This window comes from Solimonas variicoloris DSM 15731, from assembly GCF_000382285.1.
In the GTDB taxonomy this organism is placed as follows: Bacteria; Pseudomonadota; Gammaproteobacteria; order Nevskiales; family Nevskiaceae; genus Solimonas; species Solimonas variicoloris.
The window spans coordinates 16,681-33,549 of sequence record NZ_KB907952.1 but is presented as its reverse complement, the minus strand read 5'-3'; the positions used below and the strand labels follow the sequence as shown (position 1 = coordinate 33,549).

General features: G+C 71.3%; 14 protein-coding genes. 10 read left to right on the top strand and 4 right to left on the bottom strand.

The window, feature by feature from the left end:
* From H149_RS21650 to H149_RS0117990, 3 genes are all read left to right on the top strand, one after another.
* Positions 1-1,069: purine nucleoside permease (locus H149_RS21650; protein ID WP_020651171.1), on the top strand; the 1,069-nt coding region annotated here is incomplete at its 5' end.
* Positions 1,066-1,920, top strand: coding sequence for a cupin domain-containing protein (locus H149_RS22440; RefSeq protein WP_020651170.1), 855 nt, complete (start codon positions 1,066-1,068; stop codon positions 1,918-1,920). The genes H149_RS21650 and H149_RS22440, both read left to right, overlap by 4 nt.
* 27 nt (positions 1,921-1,947) lie before the next feature.
* Positions 1,948-3,849, top strand: a complete 1,902-nt coding sequence (locus H149_RS0117990; protein ID WP_020651169.1) for a solute carrier family 23 protein — start codon at positions 1,948-1,950, stop codon at positions 3,847-3,849.
* 36 nt (positions 3,850-3,885) lie between these two features.
* Here H149_RS0117990 and H149_RS21640 read toward each other — a convergent pair whose 3' ends face one another.
* The 4 genes from H149_RS21640 to H149_RS0117970 form a co-directional block, all read right to left on the bottom strand.
* The gene (locus H149_RS21640) at positions 3,886-5,154 is read right to left on the bottom strand and encodes a type II toxin-antitoxin system HipA family toxin (RefSeq protein WP_020651168.1); all 1,269 of its coding nucleotides are present in this window, start codon (positions 5,152-5,154) and stop codon (positions 3,886-3,888) included.
* On the bottom strand, positions 5,154-5,378 hold the full coding sequence (locus tag H149_RS0117980; RefSeq protein WP_020651167.1) for a helix-turn-helix domain-containing protein: 225 nt from the start codon (positions 5,376-5,378) through the stop codon (positions 5,154-5,156). The genes H149_RS21640 and H149_RS0117980 overlap by 1 nt, the downstream gene beginning before the upstream one ends.
* 180 nt (positions 5,379-5,558) lie before the next feature.
* Positions 5,559-6,644, bottom strand: a complete 1,086-nt coding sequence (locus tag H149_RS0117975; RefSeq protein ID WP_020651166.1) for a purine-nucleoside phosphorylase — start codon at positions 6,642-6,644, stop codon at positions 5,559-5,561.
* Positions 6,645-6,670: 26 nt separating this feature from the next.
* The gene (locus H149_RS0117970) at positions 6,671-7,780 is read right to left on the bottom strand and encodes a BMP family ABC transporter substrate-binding protein (RefSeq protein WP_020651165.1); all 1,110 of its coding nucleotides are present in this window, start codon (positions 7,778-7,780) and stop codon (positions 6,671-6,673) included.
* Positions 7,781-8,135: 355 nt separating this feature from the next.
* Here H149_RS0117970 and uraH point away from each other — a divergent pair, with 355 nt between their 5' ends.
* Genes uraH through H149_RS0117935 form a run of 7 tightly spaced genes read left to right on the top strand, consistent with a single transcriptional unit; the run spans position 8,136 to position 16,861 of the window.
* Complete coding sequence (gene uraH, locus H149_RS0117965; RefSeq protein ID WP_026353292.1) at positions 8,136-8,486, top strand: hydroxyisourate hydrolase; 351 nt, start codon at positions 8,136-8,138, stop codon at positions 8,484-8,486.
* The gene (xdhA, locus tag H149_RS0117960; RefSeq protein ID WP_020651163.1) at positions 8,486-9,943 is read left to right on the top strand and encodes a xanthine dehydrogenase small subunit; all 1,458 of its coding nucleotides are present in this window, start codon (positions 8,486-8,488) and stop codon (positions 9,941-9,943) included. The genes uraH and xdhA overlap by 1 nt, the downstream gene beginning before the upstream one ends.
* A complete protein-coding gene (gene xdhB, locus H149_RS0117955) occupies positions 9,940-12,282 on the top strand; it encodes a xanthine dehydrogenase molybdopterin binding subunit (protein ID WP_020651162.1) in 2,343 nt (780 codons plus the stop codon). The genes xdhA and xdhB overlap by 4 nt, the downstream gene beginning before the upstream one ends.
* Complete coding sequence (xdhC, locus tag H149_RS21635) at positions 12,279-13,361, top strand: xanthine dehydrogenase accessory protein XdhC (RefSeq protein ID WP_020651161.1); 1,083 nt, start codon at positions 12,279-12,281, stop codon at positions 13,359-13,361. The genes xdhB and xdhC overlap by 4 nt, the downstream gene beginning before the upstream one ends.
* On the top strand, positions 13,358-14,890 hold the full coding sequence (locus H149_RS0117945; protein WP_020651160.1) for an ABC transporter ATP-binding protein: 1,533 nt from the start codon (positions 13,358-13,360) through the stop codon (positions 14,888-14,890). Before xdhC ends, H149_RS0117945 begins: the two co-directional genes overlap by 4 nt.
* A complete protein-coding gene (locus H149_RS0117940; protein WP_020651159.1) occupies positions 14,877-15,938 on the top strand; it encodes an ABC transporter permease in 1,062 nt (353 codons plus the stop codon). Before H149_RS0117945 ends, H149_RS0117940 begins: the two co-directional genes overlap by 14 nt.
* The gene (locus H149_RS0117935; RefSeq protein WP_020651158.1) at positions 15,935-16,861 is read left to right on the top strand and encodes an ABC transporter permease; all 927 of its coding nucleotides are present in this window, start codon (positions 15,935-15,937) and stop codon (positions 16,859-16,861) included. Before H149_RS0117940 ends, H149_RS0117935 begins: the two co-directional genes overlap by 4 nt.
* Positions 16,862-16,869 lie beyond the last annotated feature (8 nt).

The following is a 16,869-nucleotide window of genomic DNA, read 5'->3' as shown; positions in this document are numbered from 1 at the left end:
CGCGCCGCCGCCCGCCGCGCCGCCGCCCGCCGCGCCGCCGCCGCCCGCGCCGCCGGCCGTCGCCGCGGCAGCGAAGCCGATTGAGGTCAAGGTCGTGGTCGTCGCGATGTTCGAGATCGGCCAGGACAGCGGCGACGCCGCCGGCGAGTTCCAGCTGTGGAAGGAGCGCCAGCAGCTCGATCAGCGCTTCGCGTTCGCGCATCACCACGATCTGTGGTTCAACCCGCAGACCGGCGTGCTCGGCATGGTCACCGGCATGGGCACGGCGAACTCGGCGACCGCGGTGATGGCGCTGGGCCTCGATCCGCGCTTCGATCTTTCGCACGCGTACTGGCTGGTCGCCGGCATCGCCGGCTTCGATCCGGCCGACGCGTCGATCGGTTCGGCGGCCTGGGCCGAATATCTCGTCGACGGCGATCTCGCGCACGAGATCGACGCGCGCGAAATGCCCAAGGGCTGGCCGACCGGCTACTTCCCGCGCGGCACCCAGGGGCCGTACGGCCAGCCCCGGCCGAAGCCGACCGGCGAGATGTTCAAGCTCAACGGCGCGCTGACCGACTGGGCGTTCCAGCTGACCCGCGACGTCGATCTTGGCGATCATCCGGTGCTGCAGAAGCGTCGTGCGCTCTACAAGGGCTATCCGAACGCGCAGAAGCCACCGTTCGTGCTCAAGGGCGACAACCTGGCGGCGATGACCTACTGGCACGGCAAGCTGCTCAACGAGTGGGCCAACCGGTGGACCAAGTACTGGACCGACGGCAAGGGCGAGTTCGTGTCCTCGGCGATGGAGGACACCGGCACCGCGCAGTCGCTGAGCTATCTGTCGCCGACCGGCAAGGCCGACTACAGCCGCCTGATGGTGCTGCGCACGGCGAGCAACTACACGATGCAGCCGCCGGGCCTGACCGCCGCGCAGAACCTGCTCGAAGACCACAGCGGCGCGCCGGGCGAGGGCTACGCGGCGCTGAACATGTCGGTCGAGGCGGCGTACAAGGTCGGCTCCAAGGTCGTCGACGAGATCGTCTCGCACTGGGACGTCTATCGCGACCGCGTGCCGGGCACGCCGTGAGGCGGGCGCTGCGCAAAGTCCTCTTCGCCGCGGCGCTGTGCGCCGCGCCGGCGGCGATGGCGGCCTCGGCCGCGGCGCCGTCGGTCGCGGCCGACGCGCGCCGCGACGAGCTGATCGAGCGGCTCGGCCTGGTGCCCCTGAACGGCGAGGCGGGCCTGTTCCGCGTGCTGCGCGTTTCGGATCTCGAAGTCACGGCCGGCGACGGCCGTTCGCCGGCCAGCAACGCGATCTATTTCATGCTGACGCCGGCCTCGCCGCAGAACCATCTGCACTGGCTGTACTCGGACGACTACCAGTCGCTGATCGAGGGCGGCCCGGCCGACTACTACCTGTTCCTCGCCGACGGCAGCGTTGCGCACTACGTGATGGGCCGCGACGTCGCGCACGGCCAGACGCCGTTCGTGCCGGTGCCGGCCGGCGCCGCCAAGGCCATCGTGCTGCGGCCGGAGGCGCCGTACCTGCTGGTCGGCTCGGTGCTGACGCCGGCCTGGAGTCCGGGCCGCGAGCGCATCGGCGGCGACGCCGCGTTCATCGAGCGCTACGCGGGCAAGGCCGCGTGGGCGACGCCGGCGTTCCTGCGCGCGCTGATCGGTCCGAACTTCGGCCAGGTGCTCGGCGCCGAAGGCCAGGACCTGTCGCTGGTGCTCGACGCGCAGGGGCAGATTCTCTGGGCCGGGCTGCAGCTGACCGAGCAGCAGGCGGCGATCGAGATCCGCAAGCACGCCGGCGCCGGACCGTCGCGACCGCTGCACATCCGCGTCGAACGCGGCGCGCCGGACGCGCTGCTGCAGCGCCTGCGCGGCGTCGCCCGCGACGCCGGCATCGAGGTCGACATCCAGAAGGCGCCCTGAACGGACGCCGCAGCGCAGGGGCAGAGCATGAACGCGCGCATCCATCCGGTCGACGAGGTTCTGCCGCTGCCGAAGCTGGCGGCCTACGGCCTGCAGCACGTGCTGGCGTTCTATGCCGGCGCGGTGCTGGTGCCGATCCTCGTCGCCGGCGGTCTGGGTCTGTCGACCGGGCAGCTGATCCACCTGATCAACGCCGATCTGTTCACCTGCGGCATCGCCTCGATCATCCAGTCGGTCGGTCTCGGCCCGAAGATCGGCGTGCGCCTGCCGCTGCTGCAGGGCGTGACCTTCACCGCGGTCGGGCCGATGATCAGCATCGGCCTTGCCGCCGGCGGCGGCAGCGCGGGGCTGGCGTCGATCTACGGCGCCGTGCTCGCCGGCGGCCTGTTCGCGTTCTTCGCGGCGCCGTACTTCGCGCGGCTCGCGCGCTTCTTTCCGCCGGTCGTCACCGGCACGGTGATCCTCATCATCGGCATCGGTCTGCTGCCGGTCGCCGCCAACGACGTCGTCATGGGCCGCGGCCCGAACGCGATCCAGAATCCGGTGCTGCTGAAGAACCTGCTGTACGCGTTTGGCACGCTGGCGCTGATCGTCGCGATCCAGCGCTTCTTCCGCGGCTTCATGGCCACGATCGCGGTGCTCGCCGGTCTGGTCGCCGGCACGCTGGTCGCGTGGCTGCTCGGCGACGCGCACTTCGACGCGGTCGAGAGCGCGGCGCCGCTCGGCTACACGCTGCCGTTCTACTTCGGCTGGCCGAGCTTCAGCGTCACCGCGATCCTGTCGATGATCGTCGTCATGCTGATCACCATGGTCGAGAGCACCGGCGACGTCTACGCGACCGGCGAAATCGTGCGCAAGCGCATCCGCCGCGAGGACATCGCGCGCACGCTGCGCGCCGACGGCCTGGCGACGATGCTCGGCGGCGTGCTCAATTCGTTTCCGTACACCTGCTACGCAGAGAACGTCGGCCTGGTGCGCCTGACGCAGGTCAAGAGCCGCTGGGTGGTCTGCGCGGCCGGCGTCATCATGCTGATCCTCGGCTCGATGCCCAAGGCGGCGGCGATCGTCGCCGGCATTCCGCATCCGGTGCTCGGCGGCGCCGCGCTGGCGATGTTCGCGGCGGTCGCCGTGGTCGGCATCCAGACGCTGGCCAAGGTCGACTTCAACGATCACCGCAATCTCGTCATCGTCGGCACCAGCCTCGGCCTGGCCATGCTCGTCACCGCACAGCCCTTCGTGGCGACCGGCGTGCCGGACTGGGCGCAGATCATCTTCGGCAGCGGCATCACGCTCGGCGCGCTCACCGCGATCCTGCTCAACGCGCTGTTCCACCACGTCGGCGGCGCGCACGCCGCCGTCGCCGGGCGGCCGGAGCATGGGCTCGTCATGCTCGAGCAGGTCAACGCGATGTCGTACGACGCGTTCGCGCGCACCTTCGGTGGCCTCGTCGAGCATGTGCCCTGGGTCCTGGAGCGGGCCTGGGCGCAGCGCCCGTACGCCGATACGCGCGCGCTGCGCGCGGCGTTCGGCGAGGCGCTGCTGGCCGGCGACACGGCGCAGCAGCTCGCGCTGCTGAACGCCTACGCCGACCTCGGCAGCGAGGCCGACGCCGGCAATGCCTACATCCTCGATCACGACGCCGCCGGGCTCGGCACGCTCGGCGAGGACGCGCATCACGAGGTGCGCGAGCTGGCGCAGGCCTACCGCCGCCATTTCGGCTTCCCGCTGGTGGTCTGCGCGCGCGAGGTCGAGCGCTACGAGCGCGTGCTCGCGCAGGGCCGGGAGCGACTCGCCAACTCGCCGGCCGTCGAGCGTGCCGCCGGCGTCGTCGAGGCGGCGCGCATCGCCAGTTACCGTTTCAACGATCTCGTCGCCGACGCCAACCCGATCGATGCCGCGCGCGAGATCCGCTTCGCGCCGGCGGCCTGAACCGGGTTCTTCGCCGGCGCCGGACGGCGCTGCGCGTCACGCGGCGAACGAGGCCGCCAGGCGCTCGCCGTTGCCGGCGACCGTGGCAGCATAGCGGCGGAAGAACGCGAGCCGGCGACGTGCGGGATAGAGATCCGATTTGAGCGCAGGATGGGCGGCCTCGGTCCGCGCGAGCAGATCGGGCAGGGCCTTGGCGACCTGCGCCGCCATCTGCGCCGCGAAGCGCTGCAGGATCGTGATGGTGAAGCCGCTGGTTTTGGCGAACTGCGCCCAGGCTGCGCGGTTCAGCCGCGTCGGATCTGCTTCGCCGCCGATCGCCATGGCCATGGTCTTTGATAGCGGTCCGTAAACCTGCGTGCACAGCAGGTCATAGGCCGGGGCCAGACGCGGACGGCGGCCGTCGAGCTCGTGCAGCAGTGCGAAATTCTTCGCGTGGGCGTCGTTATTGCCGAGGCACAGATTGAAGAACAGGCGTTGCAGCAGCTGTAGGCGGGATGCCGCCGGCGCCGCGATCCAGTCGTCGACGATCGCGAAGCACTGCTGCCAGCCCGGCCCGCCGTGCTCCTCGTACTTGGCGACGGCGGGCACGCCGGCGATCTGCGCGAAGTCTTCCTGGTGCAGACGCTGCCAGCCGTCGGGACGCAGCACGCGGTCGTAGCGGTGCACGGCATAGGCGCCCGCGTACCAGAACGCGTCGACCGCATCGATGCCGCATTGCCGGGCGAGACACACGCTGAGCCGTTCGTTGAACGCGCTGAGTTCGATCGCGTTGGCCGGATCGTGGATGTCGGGCTTGAGGATGACGGTGCTGGGCGCGCCGCCCTCGCACAGGCAAGGGGTCTGGCCGTCGAAATGCAGCAGCAGCTTGTCCTGCGCCCCGGCCAGCGACAGCCGCAGGCCGGGGCTGCTCTGCAGTGCCGGGCGCGCCGCGGGATTCAGCACCCAGCGGCGCAGCTCGACTTCCGTCGTCGGCCGGTAGACGCCCCGTACCGGTGTCCATGCCGGGTCGGCATGCAGCGAGACGGCACCGGCGCATTCGGCGCCGATCGCCGCCAGCAGGCGGAAATCGTCGCGCTCGTCGATGCGCAGCTGGCGGCAGATCGACTGCCGCCAGCTGCCTTCGGGCAGCAGGTTGTCGAAGAAGCTGCGGCAGGACGCGTCGTCGTAAGGCTCGGCGCGCAGCGGCAGCCGCACCGACAAGGGCGCGTGAGCGCCGGCTTCGTAGGTGAACGACAGCCTGCCGTGGCGTTCGTCCAGCGTTCCGACGCGCTGTCCGGACAGGAAGACCCAGAGCCGGCCGGGCATCAGTCGATGACCTCGACGGACAGTCGCAGGCCGACCGAGCGCGCGATCCGCAGCGCAGTGCCGACGGAAGCGCCGGGCTTGCCGCGCTCCAGCTCCGACAGGAAACGCACGCTGACGCCATTGGCCGCGGCGCAGAGCGCCAGCGTGAGCCGCTGCCGCTTGCGGGCGGCGCGGATGGCGAGGCCGAGGTCGGTGGCGTCGTTGATGGGGCTTCGATCGTGCATGGCTCTTTCCCGATCGGGAAAAGTCGATCCGAAAGCCGGATTCAGGCTGATGATTTTTCCGATCGGGATATTTTGGCGCTCATCGGCCGAAATGCAAGAAAAATTTCCCGATCGGGAAAAGGCCGCACCGCCTGCGGCTGCCGCCGCAAGCCCGCCAAGTGCGATTGCCCCGCCGGCGCCTTACGGCGCGAACGATCCGTCGCGGTACTTCGCCCAGTTCGCGGTCAGCTCGCGCACCACGGCGCTGCCGACACGCCAGTGCGCCTCGCAGGCCGGCTGCATCGCGCCGAAGCCGTCGAGTTCGCGCGCGAGGCTGTCGGCGGCGCTCAGTCCGGGCGGCTGCATGCTGAAGTTGCTCGCCGTGCGCAGCAGCATCACGCGCGAGAAGTCGGCCTTGCCGCCGGCATCGAGGAAGCGGACCGCTTCGAGAATGCCGCTGTCCTCGACGGCGGTCGTCACGAACTCGCCGTCGCCGCGCGTCCAGTACTTCACCCAGTCGTTGGCCCAGTCGTTGAGCAGCCGGCCGTGCCAGAAGGTCCCGGCCGACAGGTTGTCGCCGCGCATCACCTTCGGCGCCTCGCGCGCGGCGGCGTCCTCGGTATAGGCGGCGCGGATCGCGGCGATCTTGTCGTCGTCGTCGAGCCGGAGATCGCGGGTCAGGGCGTAGGCCCAGTCGCGCAGCGCGCCGTTGAGCGCGTAGACCTTGCCGTAGTCGTTGCCGACCGGCTGCGCGTACGGCGTCTTGCGCTCGAACGGCAGATAGCCGGTCTTCCAGTCCTTCGGCATTTCGCGGGCGTCGATCTCGTGCGCCCAGTCGCCGTTGACGACCCAGCGGCCCCAGACCGCCGAGCCGAGCGTGCCGTCGTGCGGGTCGATGCCGGCGATGCCGCCGATCAGCCAGTACGCGTGGCGGAAGTCGAAGCGCGGGTCCATGCCCATCGCCATCACGCTGGCCGCGGCGCGGTCGGCGGTGAGGCCGGTGTAGGTGACGAGCACGCCGCGCGCGCGGTCGAGGCAGGCGGCGTGCGTGCTCTGCGGCAGCGGCACGCAGTCGAGCGGCCCCTTGCCGTCGATGCCGCGCTCGTACCAGCGCTGGAACTCGCCGGCCGCGTCGCCGCTGTCGGCGCCGATCTCGAAGTTGACGAGCACGACGGCGCGGATCGGCATCGGCGCGGACGCGGGCGGCGCAGCCGGTGGCGTCGCGGCGGCTGCGGACGTCGCGGCGAAGGCCAGCGCGAGAGCGGCGAGGGCGGTGTGCGGTTTCATCACGGTCTGGTTCCGGAATTCGGGGTTTATCGCGGCAGCGGCGCGTCGACGCCGTGCACGTACCAGTCGAGCGCCATCAGCTGTTCGGTCGTCAGCTGACTGCCGGCGGCGACGCGGAGCGCGCCGCTCTGATCCTTGATCGGGCCCTGGAAGACCTCGAAGCGATGTTCGGCGAGCGCCTTCTTCTGGTCGCCGTAGGCTTTCAGCGTCGGCGCGGGCAGGCCGGGCAGCAGCGCCGCGACGTCGACCATGCCTTCGGCGACGCCCCATCGGGTCGATGCGCTCTTCCAGGTACCGGCGATCACGTCTCTGGCGGTCTGGATGTAGAACGGGCCCCAGTCGACGATGCCGGCGGCGAGCTGCGCGCTCGGCGCGAAGCGCGACATGTCCGAGTTGCGGCCGCAGGCGTAGACGCCTTTCTGCTGCGCGGTCTGCAGGACGGCGGCGGAATCGGTGTTCTGGCTCAGCACGTCGGCGCCCTGCGCGATCAGCGTCTCGGCGGCCTGACGCTCCTTGCCCGGGTCGTACCAGGTGTTGACCCAGATGACCTTGGTGCGCACTTTCGGATTGACGCTCTGCGCACCGAGCGTGAACGCGTCGATGTTGCGGATCACTTCCGGAATCGGGAACGAGGCGACGAAGCCGAGCGTGTTGCTCTTCGTCTTGCCGCCGGCAAGCACGCCGAGGAGATAAGAAGATTCGTAGGCGCGCGCTTCGTAGACGCCGACGTTCTTTGCGGTCTTGTAGCCGGTGGCGTGCATGAACACGGTCTTCGGGAACAGGCGCGCGACTTTGAGCGTCGCTTCCATGTAGCCGAACGAGGTGGTGAAGATCAGCTTGTTGCCGTCGGCGGCGAGCTGGCGGATGACGCGCTCGGCGTCGGCGCCCTCGGGCACGCTCTCGACGTAGGTGGTCTTGACCTGGCCGGGCAGGGCTTTTTCGAGCGCCAGGCGGCCCTGCTCGTGGGCGTAGGTCCAGCCGGCGTCGCCGACCGGGCCGATGTAGACGAACGCGACCTTCAGCGGCTCGGCGGCGACCGCGCCGGCGCCGAACAATCCCGCCGCGGCGGCGAGCAGGGCGGCGAGGGCGGTCAGGCGCGGGCGCAGGGCGCGCCGCAACACGGCAAGATCGAGCATCGCGGGGTGACTCCTTCGGGAACGTAAGTGGGCCGATTGCCGGCGACGGGCCGGTCGCGCGGCTTTTTCGCAACCGCAAAGCCTGTGCCACGCGCGCGCCGTCGTCGCCCAGAGTAGTGTCGGTGGCGCGGCCGCGCCGGCGCGGACATCCATGCCCCGCTTTAGCGCGTCGCGCACACAATCGGACGCACGGATTGCATGCAATCTGCAATGGCATCGCATGCAATCTCGGCCGCAAGCGCCGCTGCCGTGCGCCAGGGCGACATTTTCCGCCGATGGCACGCGCTTTGCTCCTACGGCGCTACGATGCCTGCAACAGCAGGTGCCGCCAGACGATTCCAGGGATGCTTCGGCGATGGGAAAACTGACCACACATGTGCTCGACACGGCCAACGGCTGCCCGGCGGCCGGCATGGCCCTGAGCCTGTATCGCTGCGGCCAGTCCTGCGAGCTCGTCAAGCGATTGCATACAAACGCCGACGGACGTGTCGACGAACCGCTGCTGCAGGGCGAGGCCTTCGTCGCCGGCGTTTACGAACTGCGCTTCGAGGCCGGCGCGTACTTCCGCGCCCGCGGCGAGGTGCTGCCGGAGCCGCCGTTCGTCGACGAGGTGCGCCTGCGCTTCGGCGTCGCCGACGCCGCCCAGCACTACCACGTGCCCCTGCTGCTCTCTCCATGGAGCTATTCCACCTACCGCGGTAGCTGATGCCCACCCAGGATTCACGTTTCGCTGAGGCGACGGTCCGCTTCCTGCTCGACGGCAAGGTCGTCGAGGCGCACGCGCCGGCGCCGACCCGCACGCTGCTGCAGTTTCTGCGCGAGGACGCGGGCTGCACGGCGGTCAAGGAAGGCTGCGCCGAGGGCGACTGCGGCGCCTGCACGGTCGCGCTCGGCGAGCCCGATGGCCGCGGCGGCCTGCGCTACCGCGCGATCAACAGCTGCATCCGCTTCCTGGCGACGGTCGACGGCAAGGCCGTGCTCAGCGCCGACGGCCTGGCCGATGCCGACGGCACGCTGCATCCGGTGCAGCAGGCGATGGTCGATCACCACGGCTCGCAGTGCGGTTTCTGCACGCCGGGCTTCGTGATGTCGCTGTACGCGCTGTACGCACGCGAAACCGCGCCGGCGCGGGCGACGGTGGTCGACGCGCTCGCCGGCAACCTGTGCCGCTGCACCGGCTACCGGCCGATCATCGACGCCGGCCTGCACATGGGCGCTTACCCGCCGCCGCCGTCGCGCGACGCCGAATGGGCGGCCGCGCTCGACGGCCTGCGCCGCGAGACGACGCTGGAGCTGCCGGGCTTCTGCGCGCCGCGCAGCGTCGATGAGCTGGCGGCGCGCTACGCGGCGGCGCCGCAGTCGCTGTTGCTCGCCGGCGGCACCGACGTCGGGCTCTGGGTCACCAAGCACCTGCGCGAGCTGCCGCCGCTGATCTATGTCGGCGAGGTCGCCGAACTGCGCACCATCGAGGACGGCGCCGACGGCCTGCGCATCGGCGCCGCCGTGCTGCTCGCCGAGGCCTGGCCGGCGTTGGTCGCCCGTCATCCGCCGCTCGCCGAACTGGCGCGGCGCTTCGCTTCGCCGCCGGTGTGCAACTCCGGCACGCTGGTCGGCAACGTCGCCAACGGTTCGCCGATCGGCGATTCGATGCCGGCGCTGCTCGCGCTCGGCGCCAGCGTCGAGCTGCGCCACGGCGAGCGCACGCGGCGCCTGCCGCTCGACCAGTTCTATCTCGGCTACCAGAAGAAGGCGCTGCAGCCTGGCGAGTTCGTCGCCGCGCTGATCGTGCCGCCGCTGGCGGACGGCTGGCGGCTGGCCAGCTACAAGCTCGCCAAGCGCTACGACCAGGACATCTCGGCGGTCTGCGCCGCGTTCGCGCTCAAGCTCGAACACGGCCGCGTCGCCGATCTGCGCCTTGCCTACGGCGGCATGGCGGCGACGCCCAGGCGCGCCGCGAAGACCGAGGCCGTGCTGCGCGGCCGTGTCTGGGACGAGGCCGCGCTCGAGGCCGCGGTGGTGGCGCTGGCAGAGGACTTCCAGCCGCTCAGCGACATGCGCGCCAGCGGCGCCTACCGTCTGCAGACCGCCGGCAACCTGCTGCGCCGCTACGCGCTGGAGTTGCGCGGCGGCGCGGTGCTGCGCCTGTCGGAGCTGGACGCATGAGCGCGGCCGCGAAGGACAGCGAAATGAGCGGCGACGCGATCGGTCCGGCGGTCGGCGTCGCGACGCGGCACGAGAGCGCGCATCTGCACGTCGCCGGCCGCGCGCCGTATGCCGACGATCTGCCGCTGCCGGGCAACGCCCTGCACGCGGCGTTCGGGCTGTCGACGCGCGCGCACGCGACGATCACCGCGCTCGACCTGTCGGCGGTGCTCGCGCAGCCCGGCGTGATCGCCGTCGCCACGCCGGCCGACGTGCCCGGCGACAACAACTACGGCGGCATCCTGCAGGACGACCCGATCTTCACCGACGCGCTCGTGCAGTACGCCGGCCAGCCGATCTTCGCGGTCGCGGCGACCAGCTACGAGGCGGCGCGCCGCGCGGTGCGCGCGGCGAAGATCGAGTACGAGGATCTGCCGGCGATCCTCGACACGCGCGACGCGATCGCCGCGCAGAGCTTCGTGATCCCGACGCGCACGATGCGGCGCGGCGAGCCGGAGGCGGCGCTCGAAGCGGCGCCGCGGCGCCTGCGCGGCAGCGCCGCGATCGGCGGCCAGGATCACTTCTATCTCGAAGGCCAGATCGCGATCGCGCTGCCGCAGGAAGGCGGCGCGGTGCAGATCATCAGCTCGACGCAGCATCCGACCGAGGTCCAGCACATCGTCGCGCACGCGCTCGGCGTGCACGCGCACGACGTCGTCGTGCAGTGCCGGCGCATGGGCGGCGGCTTCGGCGGCAAGGAAAGCCAGCCGGCGCTGATCGCGGCGGCGGCGGCGATCCTCGCGCGCAAGACCGGCCGCGCCGTGAAGCTGCGCCTCGACCGCGACGTCGACATGCTGGCGACCGGCAAGCGCCACGACTTCATCGCCGACTACGACGTCGGCTTCGACGCCGACGGCCGCATTCGCGCGCTCAAATTGATGATCGCTTCGCGCTGCGGCTACTCGGCCGATCTGTCCGGCCCGGTCAACGACCGCGCGCTGTGCCATATCGACAACGCCTACTTCCTCGAACACGTCGAGGTCGTCTCGCACCGCTGCAAGACCCACACCGTGTCGAACACCGCGTTCCGCGGCTTCGGCGGTCCGCAGGGCATGATGGTGATCGAGAAGATCGTCGACGACATCGCCCGCGCGCTCGGCCGCGACCCGCTCGACGTGCGCAAGCTGAATTTCTACGGCATCGGCGAGCGCGACACGACGCCGTACGGGCAGCGCGTCGAGGACAACGTGCTGCACGAGATCACCGGCCGCCTCGAAGCCGATGCCGAATACTGGCAGCGCCGCGCGGCGATCGCCGAGTGGAATGCCGCCAGCCCGGTCGTCAAGCGCGGCCTGGCGCTGACGCCGGTGAAGTTCGGCATCTCGTTCAACGCCACGCACTACAACCAGGCCGGCGCGCTGCTGCACGTCTACAGCGACGGCACCGTGCTGCTCAATCACGGCGGAACCGAGATGGGGCAGGGCCTCTACACCAAGGTCCAGCAGGTGGTCGCGCAGGAACTCGGCCTGCCGCTGACGGCGATCCGCGTCAGCGCCACCGACACCAGCAAGGTGCCGAACACCTCGGCGACCGCCGCGTCGAGCGGCTCGGACCTGAACGGCAAGGCCGCGCAGCACGCGGCGCGCCGCATCCGCCGCCGCCTCGCGCGGCTGGCGGCGGCAAACTGGGGCGTCGACGCCGACGCGGTGCGCTTCGCGGCCGGCACGGTCAGCGCCGGCGCGCAGCACATGAGCTTCCAGCAGCTCGTGCAGCAGGCCTATTTCGCGCGCGTGCCGCTGTCGGCGACCGGTTTCTACCGCACGCCGAAGATCCACTGGGACCGCGAGCGTCTGCACGGCCGGCCGTTCTATTACTACGCGTACGGTGCCGCCGTCGCCGAGGTCGCGATCGACACGCTGACCGGCGAGACGAAGCTGTTGCGCGCCGACATCCTGCACGACGCCGGCCGCTCGCTGAATCCGGCGATCGACCGCGGCCAGGTTGAGGGCGGCTTCCTGCAGGGCGTCGGCTGGCTGACGTCCGAGGAGCTGTGGTGGAACGCGCGCGGCGAGCTGAAGACGCACGCGCCGTCGACCTACAAGATTCCGACCGCCTACGACTGGGCCGCGCGCACCACGGTGCGCCTGCTCGAACTGCCGAACCGCGAGGCCAGCATCCATCGCTCGAAGGCGGTCGGCGAGCCGCCGCTGATGCTCGGCATGTCGGTCTACCACGCGATCCGCGACGCGGTCGCCGCCTGCGGCACGCCGGGACAGCCGGTCGAGCTGCCGGCGCCGGCGACGCCCGAGGCCGTGCTGCGCGCGGTCGCGCGCCTGCGCGGCGAGGCCTGGGCCGCATGAGCGCGCTCGCCCGCTCGGAGCTGTCGTCGACGCTGACGCTGCTGGCGCTCGGCGACTGGCCGCGCGCCGCCGCCGCGCTGCTGCGCCGCCAGGGCCCGTGCGTGCGCGTGGTGGTCGCGGTGGTGCGCGGTTCGGCGCCGCGCGAGCCGGGCGCCTGCATGCTGGTCGGCGCCGACGCGCTGCTCGGCACGATCGGCGGCGGCCATCTCGAATGGCAGGCGCTGCAGGCGGCGCGCGCGCTGCTCGACGCGCCGCGCACGCCGCAGGCGCGCCTGCAGCGCTACGTGCTCGGCACCGAGCTGGGCCAGTGCTGTGGCGGCGTCGTCGAGCTGTGGCTGGAACGCTACGACGCCGACGACATCGCCTGGCTCGACGATCTGGCGCTGGCGCTGCACGAACAGCCGGCGCTCGAACTGCGCAGCCGCCTGCAGCGCGGCGCCGTGCAGCGCGACTGGCAGGGCGTCGCCGCCAACGACGCCGGCGCCGCGACGCTGACGCGCCTCGCCGACGGCGTCGAACTGCGCGAACGGCTGGCCAGCGGTGCGCCGCTGTGGCTGTACGGCGCCGGCCACGTCGGTCAGGCGCTGGCGCGCATCGTCGCCGAGCTGCCGCTGCGCCTGACCTGGATCGACGCGCGCGCCGAACTGTTCCCGCCGATGCTGCCCGGCGGCACCCGCGTGCTGGTGCCGCGCGATCCGCTCGAGACCGTCGCGCAGGCGCCGGCCGGCACCCGTTTCCTGGTGATGACGCACGATCACGAACTCGATTACCAGCTGTGCCGCGCGCTGCTGGCGCGCGACGACTTCGCCTTCGCCGGCCTGATCGGCTCGAAGAGCAAGGCGGCGCGCTTCCGCTCGCGGCTCGCGCGCGACGGCGTCGATGCCGCGCGCATCGCGCGCCTGACCTGTCCGGTTGGCCTCGGCGCGTCGCGCAGCAAGTGGCCGGCGGCGATCGCCGTCAGCATCGCCGCGCAGCTGCTCGACACGCTGCCGGAGCCGCCGCCGCGCAAGGCGGCGCCCGAGGATTGCGCCGGCGATGCGGCTCGCGACTGCGCCGGCTGCCGGAAGCCCGCGCCATGAGCACGCCCCGCCTCGCGCTGCACGGCATCAGCAAGCGTTACCCCGGCGTCGTCGCCAACGACGGCGTCAGCCTGGTCGTGCAGCCCGGCGAGATTCACGCGCTGCTCGGCGAGAACGGCGCCGGCAAGAGCACGCTGATGAAGATCGTCTACGGCGTGACGCGCCCGGACGAAGGCCGCATCGAGTGGGAAGGCCGCGAGCAGCGCATCGACAGTCCGGCGCGCGCCCGCGCGCTCGGCATCGGCATGGTGTTCCAGCACTTCTCGCTGTTCGAGACGCTGAGCGTCGCCGAGAACATCGCGCTGGCGATGGACGGGGCGGACTCGCCGGCGGCGCTGGCGCCGCGCATCCGCGAGGTGTCCGAGCGCTACGGCCTGCCGGTCGATCCGGACCGCCTCGTGCACAGCATGTCGGTCGGCGAGCGCCAGCGCGTCGAGATCGTGCGCTGCCTGCTGCAGGCGCCGCGCCTGCTGATCATGGACGAGCCGACCTCGGTGCTGACGCCGCAGGCGGTGCAGCAGCTGTTCGTGACGCTGCGCCGGCTCGCGGCGGAAGGCATCAGCATCCTCTACATCAGCCACAAGCTCGACGAGATCCGCGCGCTCTGCGACGTCGCCACGGTCCTGCGCGGCGGCCGCGTCGGCGGCCGCGCGCTGCCGCGCGAGGAGAGCAACGACAGCCTCGCGCAGATGATGATCGGCCGCGAGCTGGCGCCGTGCCGGCTGACGCCGCGCGAGGCGGGGCCGGTCGAACTCGAACTGACCAACCTTTCGCTGCCGAGTGCCGATCCGTTCGGCACCGCGCTGCAGGGCATCGACCTGCGCGTGCGCGGCGGCCAGATCGTCGGCATCGCCGGCGTTTCCGGCAACGGCCAGCAGGAACTGCTCGCGGCGCTGTCCGGCGAAAGCCGCGTCGCCGAGCGCGGCATGGTGCGCCTCGGCGGCCAGCCGGTCGGCGATCTCGATCCGGCCCAGCGCCGCCGTCGCGGCTTCGGCTTCGTGCCGGAAGAACGCCTCGGCCGCGGCGCGGTGCCGTCGCTGTCGCTGGCGCTGAACGCGCTGCTGACCGGCGCCGGCAAGGGTCTGGTGCGGCGCGGTCTGGTGCGGCCGGCGGCGGCGCGCGCGTTCGCGCGCATGATCATCGAACGCTTCGGCGTGAAATGCCGCGACGAGCGTTCGGCCGCCGACAGCCTGTCCGGCGGCAATCTGCAGAAGTTCATCGTCGGCCGCGAGATCCTGCTCGCGCCCAAGGTGCTGGTCGTCGCGCAGCCGACCTGGGGCGTCGACGTCGGCGCCGCGCAGCTGATCCGCCAGGCGCTGATCGACCTGCGCGACCAGGGCGCCGCGGTGCTGGTGATTTCCGAAGAACTCGACGAGCTGTTCGAAGTCAGCGACCGGCTCGGCGTACTCGCCGGCGGACGGCTGTCGCCGCTGTGCGATCCGGCCACGACCAGCGTCGCCGAGATCGGCCGCTGGATGGCCGGCGATTTCGGCACGGCCCACACGGAGGTGTCCCATGCTGCGGCTTGAGCGGCGCACGCAGCCCTCGCGCACGATGCGCGTGCTGGCGCCGCTGATCGCGGCGCTGCTGATGTTCGTGACCGGCTTCGTGATCTTCACGGTGCTCGGCAAGGCGCCGCTGGTGGCGTTCGAGGTCTTTTTCGTCAAGCCGCTGAGTTCGATGTACGGGCTCGGCGAACTGCTGGTGAAGACCGCGCCGCTGCTGCTGTGCGCGCTCGGTCTGGCGATCGGCTTTCGCGCCAACGTCTGGAACATCGGCGCCGAGGGCCAGCTGGTGGTCGGCGCGCTCGCCGGCAGCGGCGTGGCGCTGGCCTGGGGCGAATCCGAATCGCACTGGGTGCTGCCGGCGATGCTGCTCGCCGGCGCGCTCGGCGGCATGGCCTGGGCGGCGATTCCGGCCTTCCTGCGCACGCGTTTTCGCACCAGCGAGATTCTCACCAGTCTGATGCTGGTCTACGTCGCGCAGCTGCTGCTGAGCTACTTCGTGCACGGACCGTGGCGCGATCCGGAAGGCTTCAACTTTCCGCAGTCGCGCATGTTCAACGACTGGGAGCTGCTGCCGCTGCTGGTCGAGGGCACGCGCGTCAATCTCGGCATCGTCTTCGCGCTCGCGGTCGCGGCGCTGTCGTGGTTCTTCACCGAGAAGACCTACGCCGGCTACCGTCTGCAGGTCGCCGGTCTGGCGCCGGCCGCCGCCGGCTACGCCGGCTTCAGCGAGAAGCGCAACGTCTGGCTGGCGCTGCTGATCGGCGGCGCCTGCGCCGGGCTCGCCGGCATCGGCGAGGTCGCCGGGCCGATCGGCCAGCTGCAGCCTTCGGTGTCGCCGGGCTACGGCTTCGCCGCGATCATCGTCGCCTTCGTCGGCCGCCTGCACGCGCTCGGCATCGTGCTCGCGTCGCTGCTGATGTCGCTGCTCTATCTGGGCGGCGAGCAGGCGCAGATCGATCTGGCGCTGCCGTCGGCGATCACCGGCCTGTTCCAGGGCCTGCTGCTGTTCTACCTGCTGGCAATGGACGCCTTCGTCACCTGGCGCATCCGCCGCGTGAGGCGCGCATGAGTCCCGAACTTCTCGTTGCGATGCTGGCGAGCACCGCCGCGGCGGCGACGCCGCTGGTGTTCGCGGCGATGGGCGAACTGGTCACCGAGCGCGCCGGCGTCCTCAACCTCGGCGTCGAGGGCATGATGCTGGTCGGCGCGATCGCCGGCTTCGCGGTCGGCCTGCACAGCGGCAGCCTGCTGCTCGGCTATCTCGCCGCGGCCGGCGCCGGCATGGCGATGGCGCTGATCTTCGCGGTGCTGACGCTGCAGCTGCAGACCAATCAGGTCGCGACCGGTCTGGCGCTGACGCTGTTCGGCGTCGGCCTGTCGGCCTTCATCGGCAAGGCCTACACCGGCCAGCCGATCGCCGCGGTGCCGCACCTGTCGCTGCCGGTGCTCAGCGATCTGCCGCTGCTCGGACCGCTGCTGTTCCGCTTCGACGTGCTGGTCTACGCCTCGTTCGCGCTGTTCTTTGCCGTGCAGTGGTTCCTGACGCGCACGCGCGGCGGCCTGCTGCTGCGCGCGGTCGGCGAGTCGCCGGCGGTCGCGCACGCGATCGGCCACCCGGTGCAGCTCGTGCGCTACGCGGCGGTGCTGTTCGGCGGCGCCTGCAGCGGCATCGCCGGCGCGTATCTGTCGACGGCGCTGACGCCGATGTGGGTCGAGGGCCTGTCGGCCGGGCGCGGCTGGATCGCGCTGGCGCTGGTCGTGTTCGCGACCTGGAAGCCGCTGCGCGTGCTGGCCGGCGCCTACCTGTTCGGCGGCGTCACCGTGCTGCAGCTGTACGCACAGGGCTTCGGCCTGCACATCCCGTCGGAGTTCCTGTCGATGCTGCCGTACCTCGCGACCATCGTCGTGCTGGTGCTGATCTGCCGCGACGGTCGCACCATCCTCCTCAACCAGCCGGCCTCGCTCGGCAAGAGCTTCCACCCGGACGCCTGAGGCCAAGA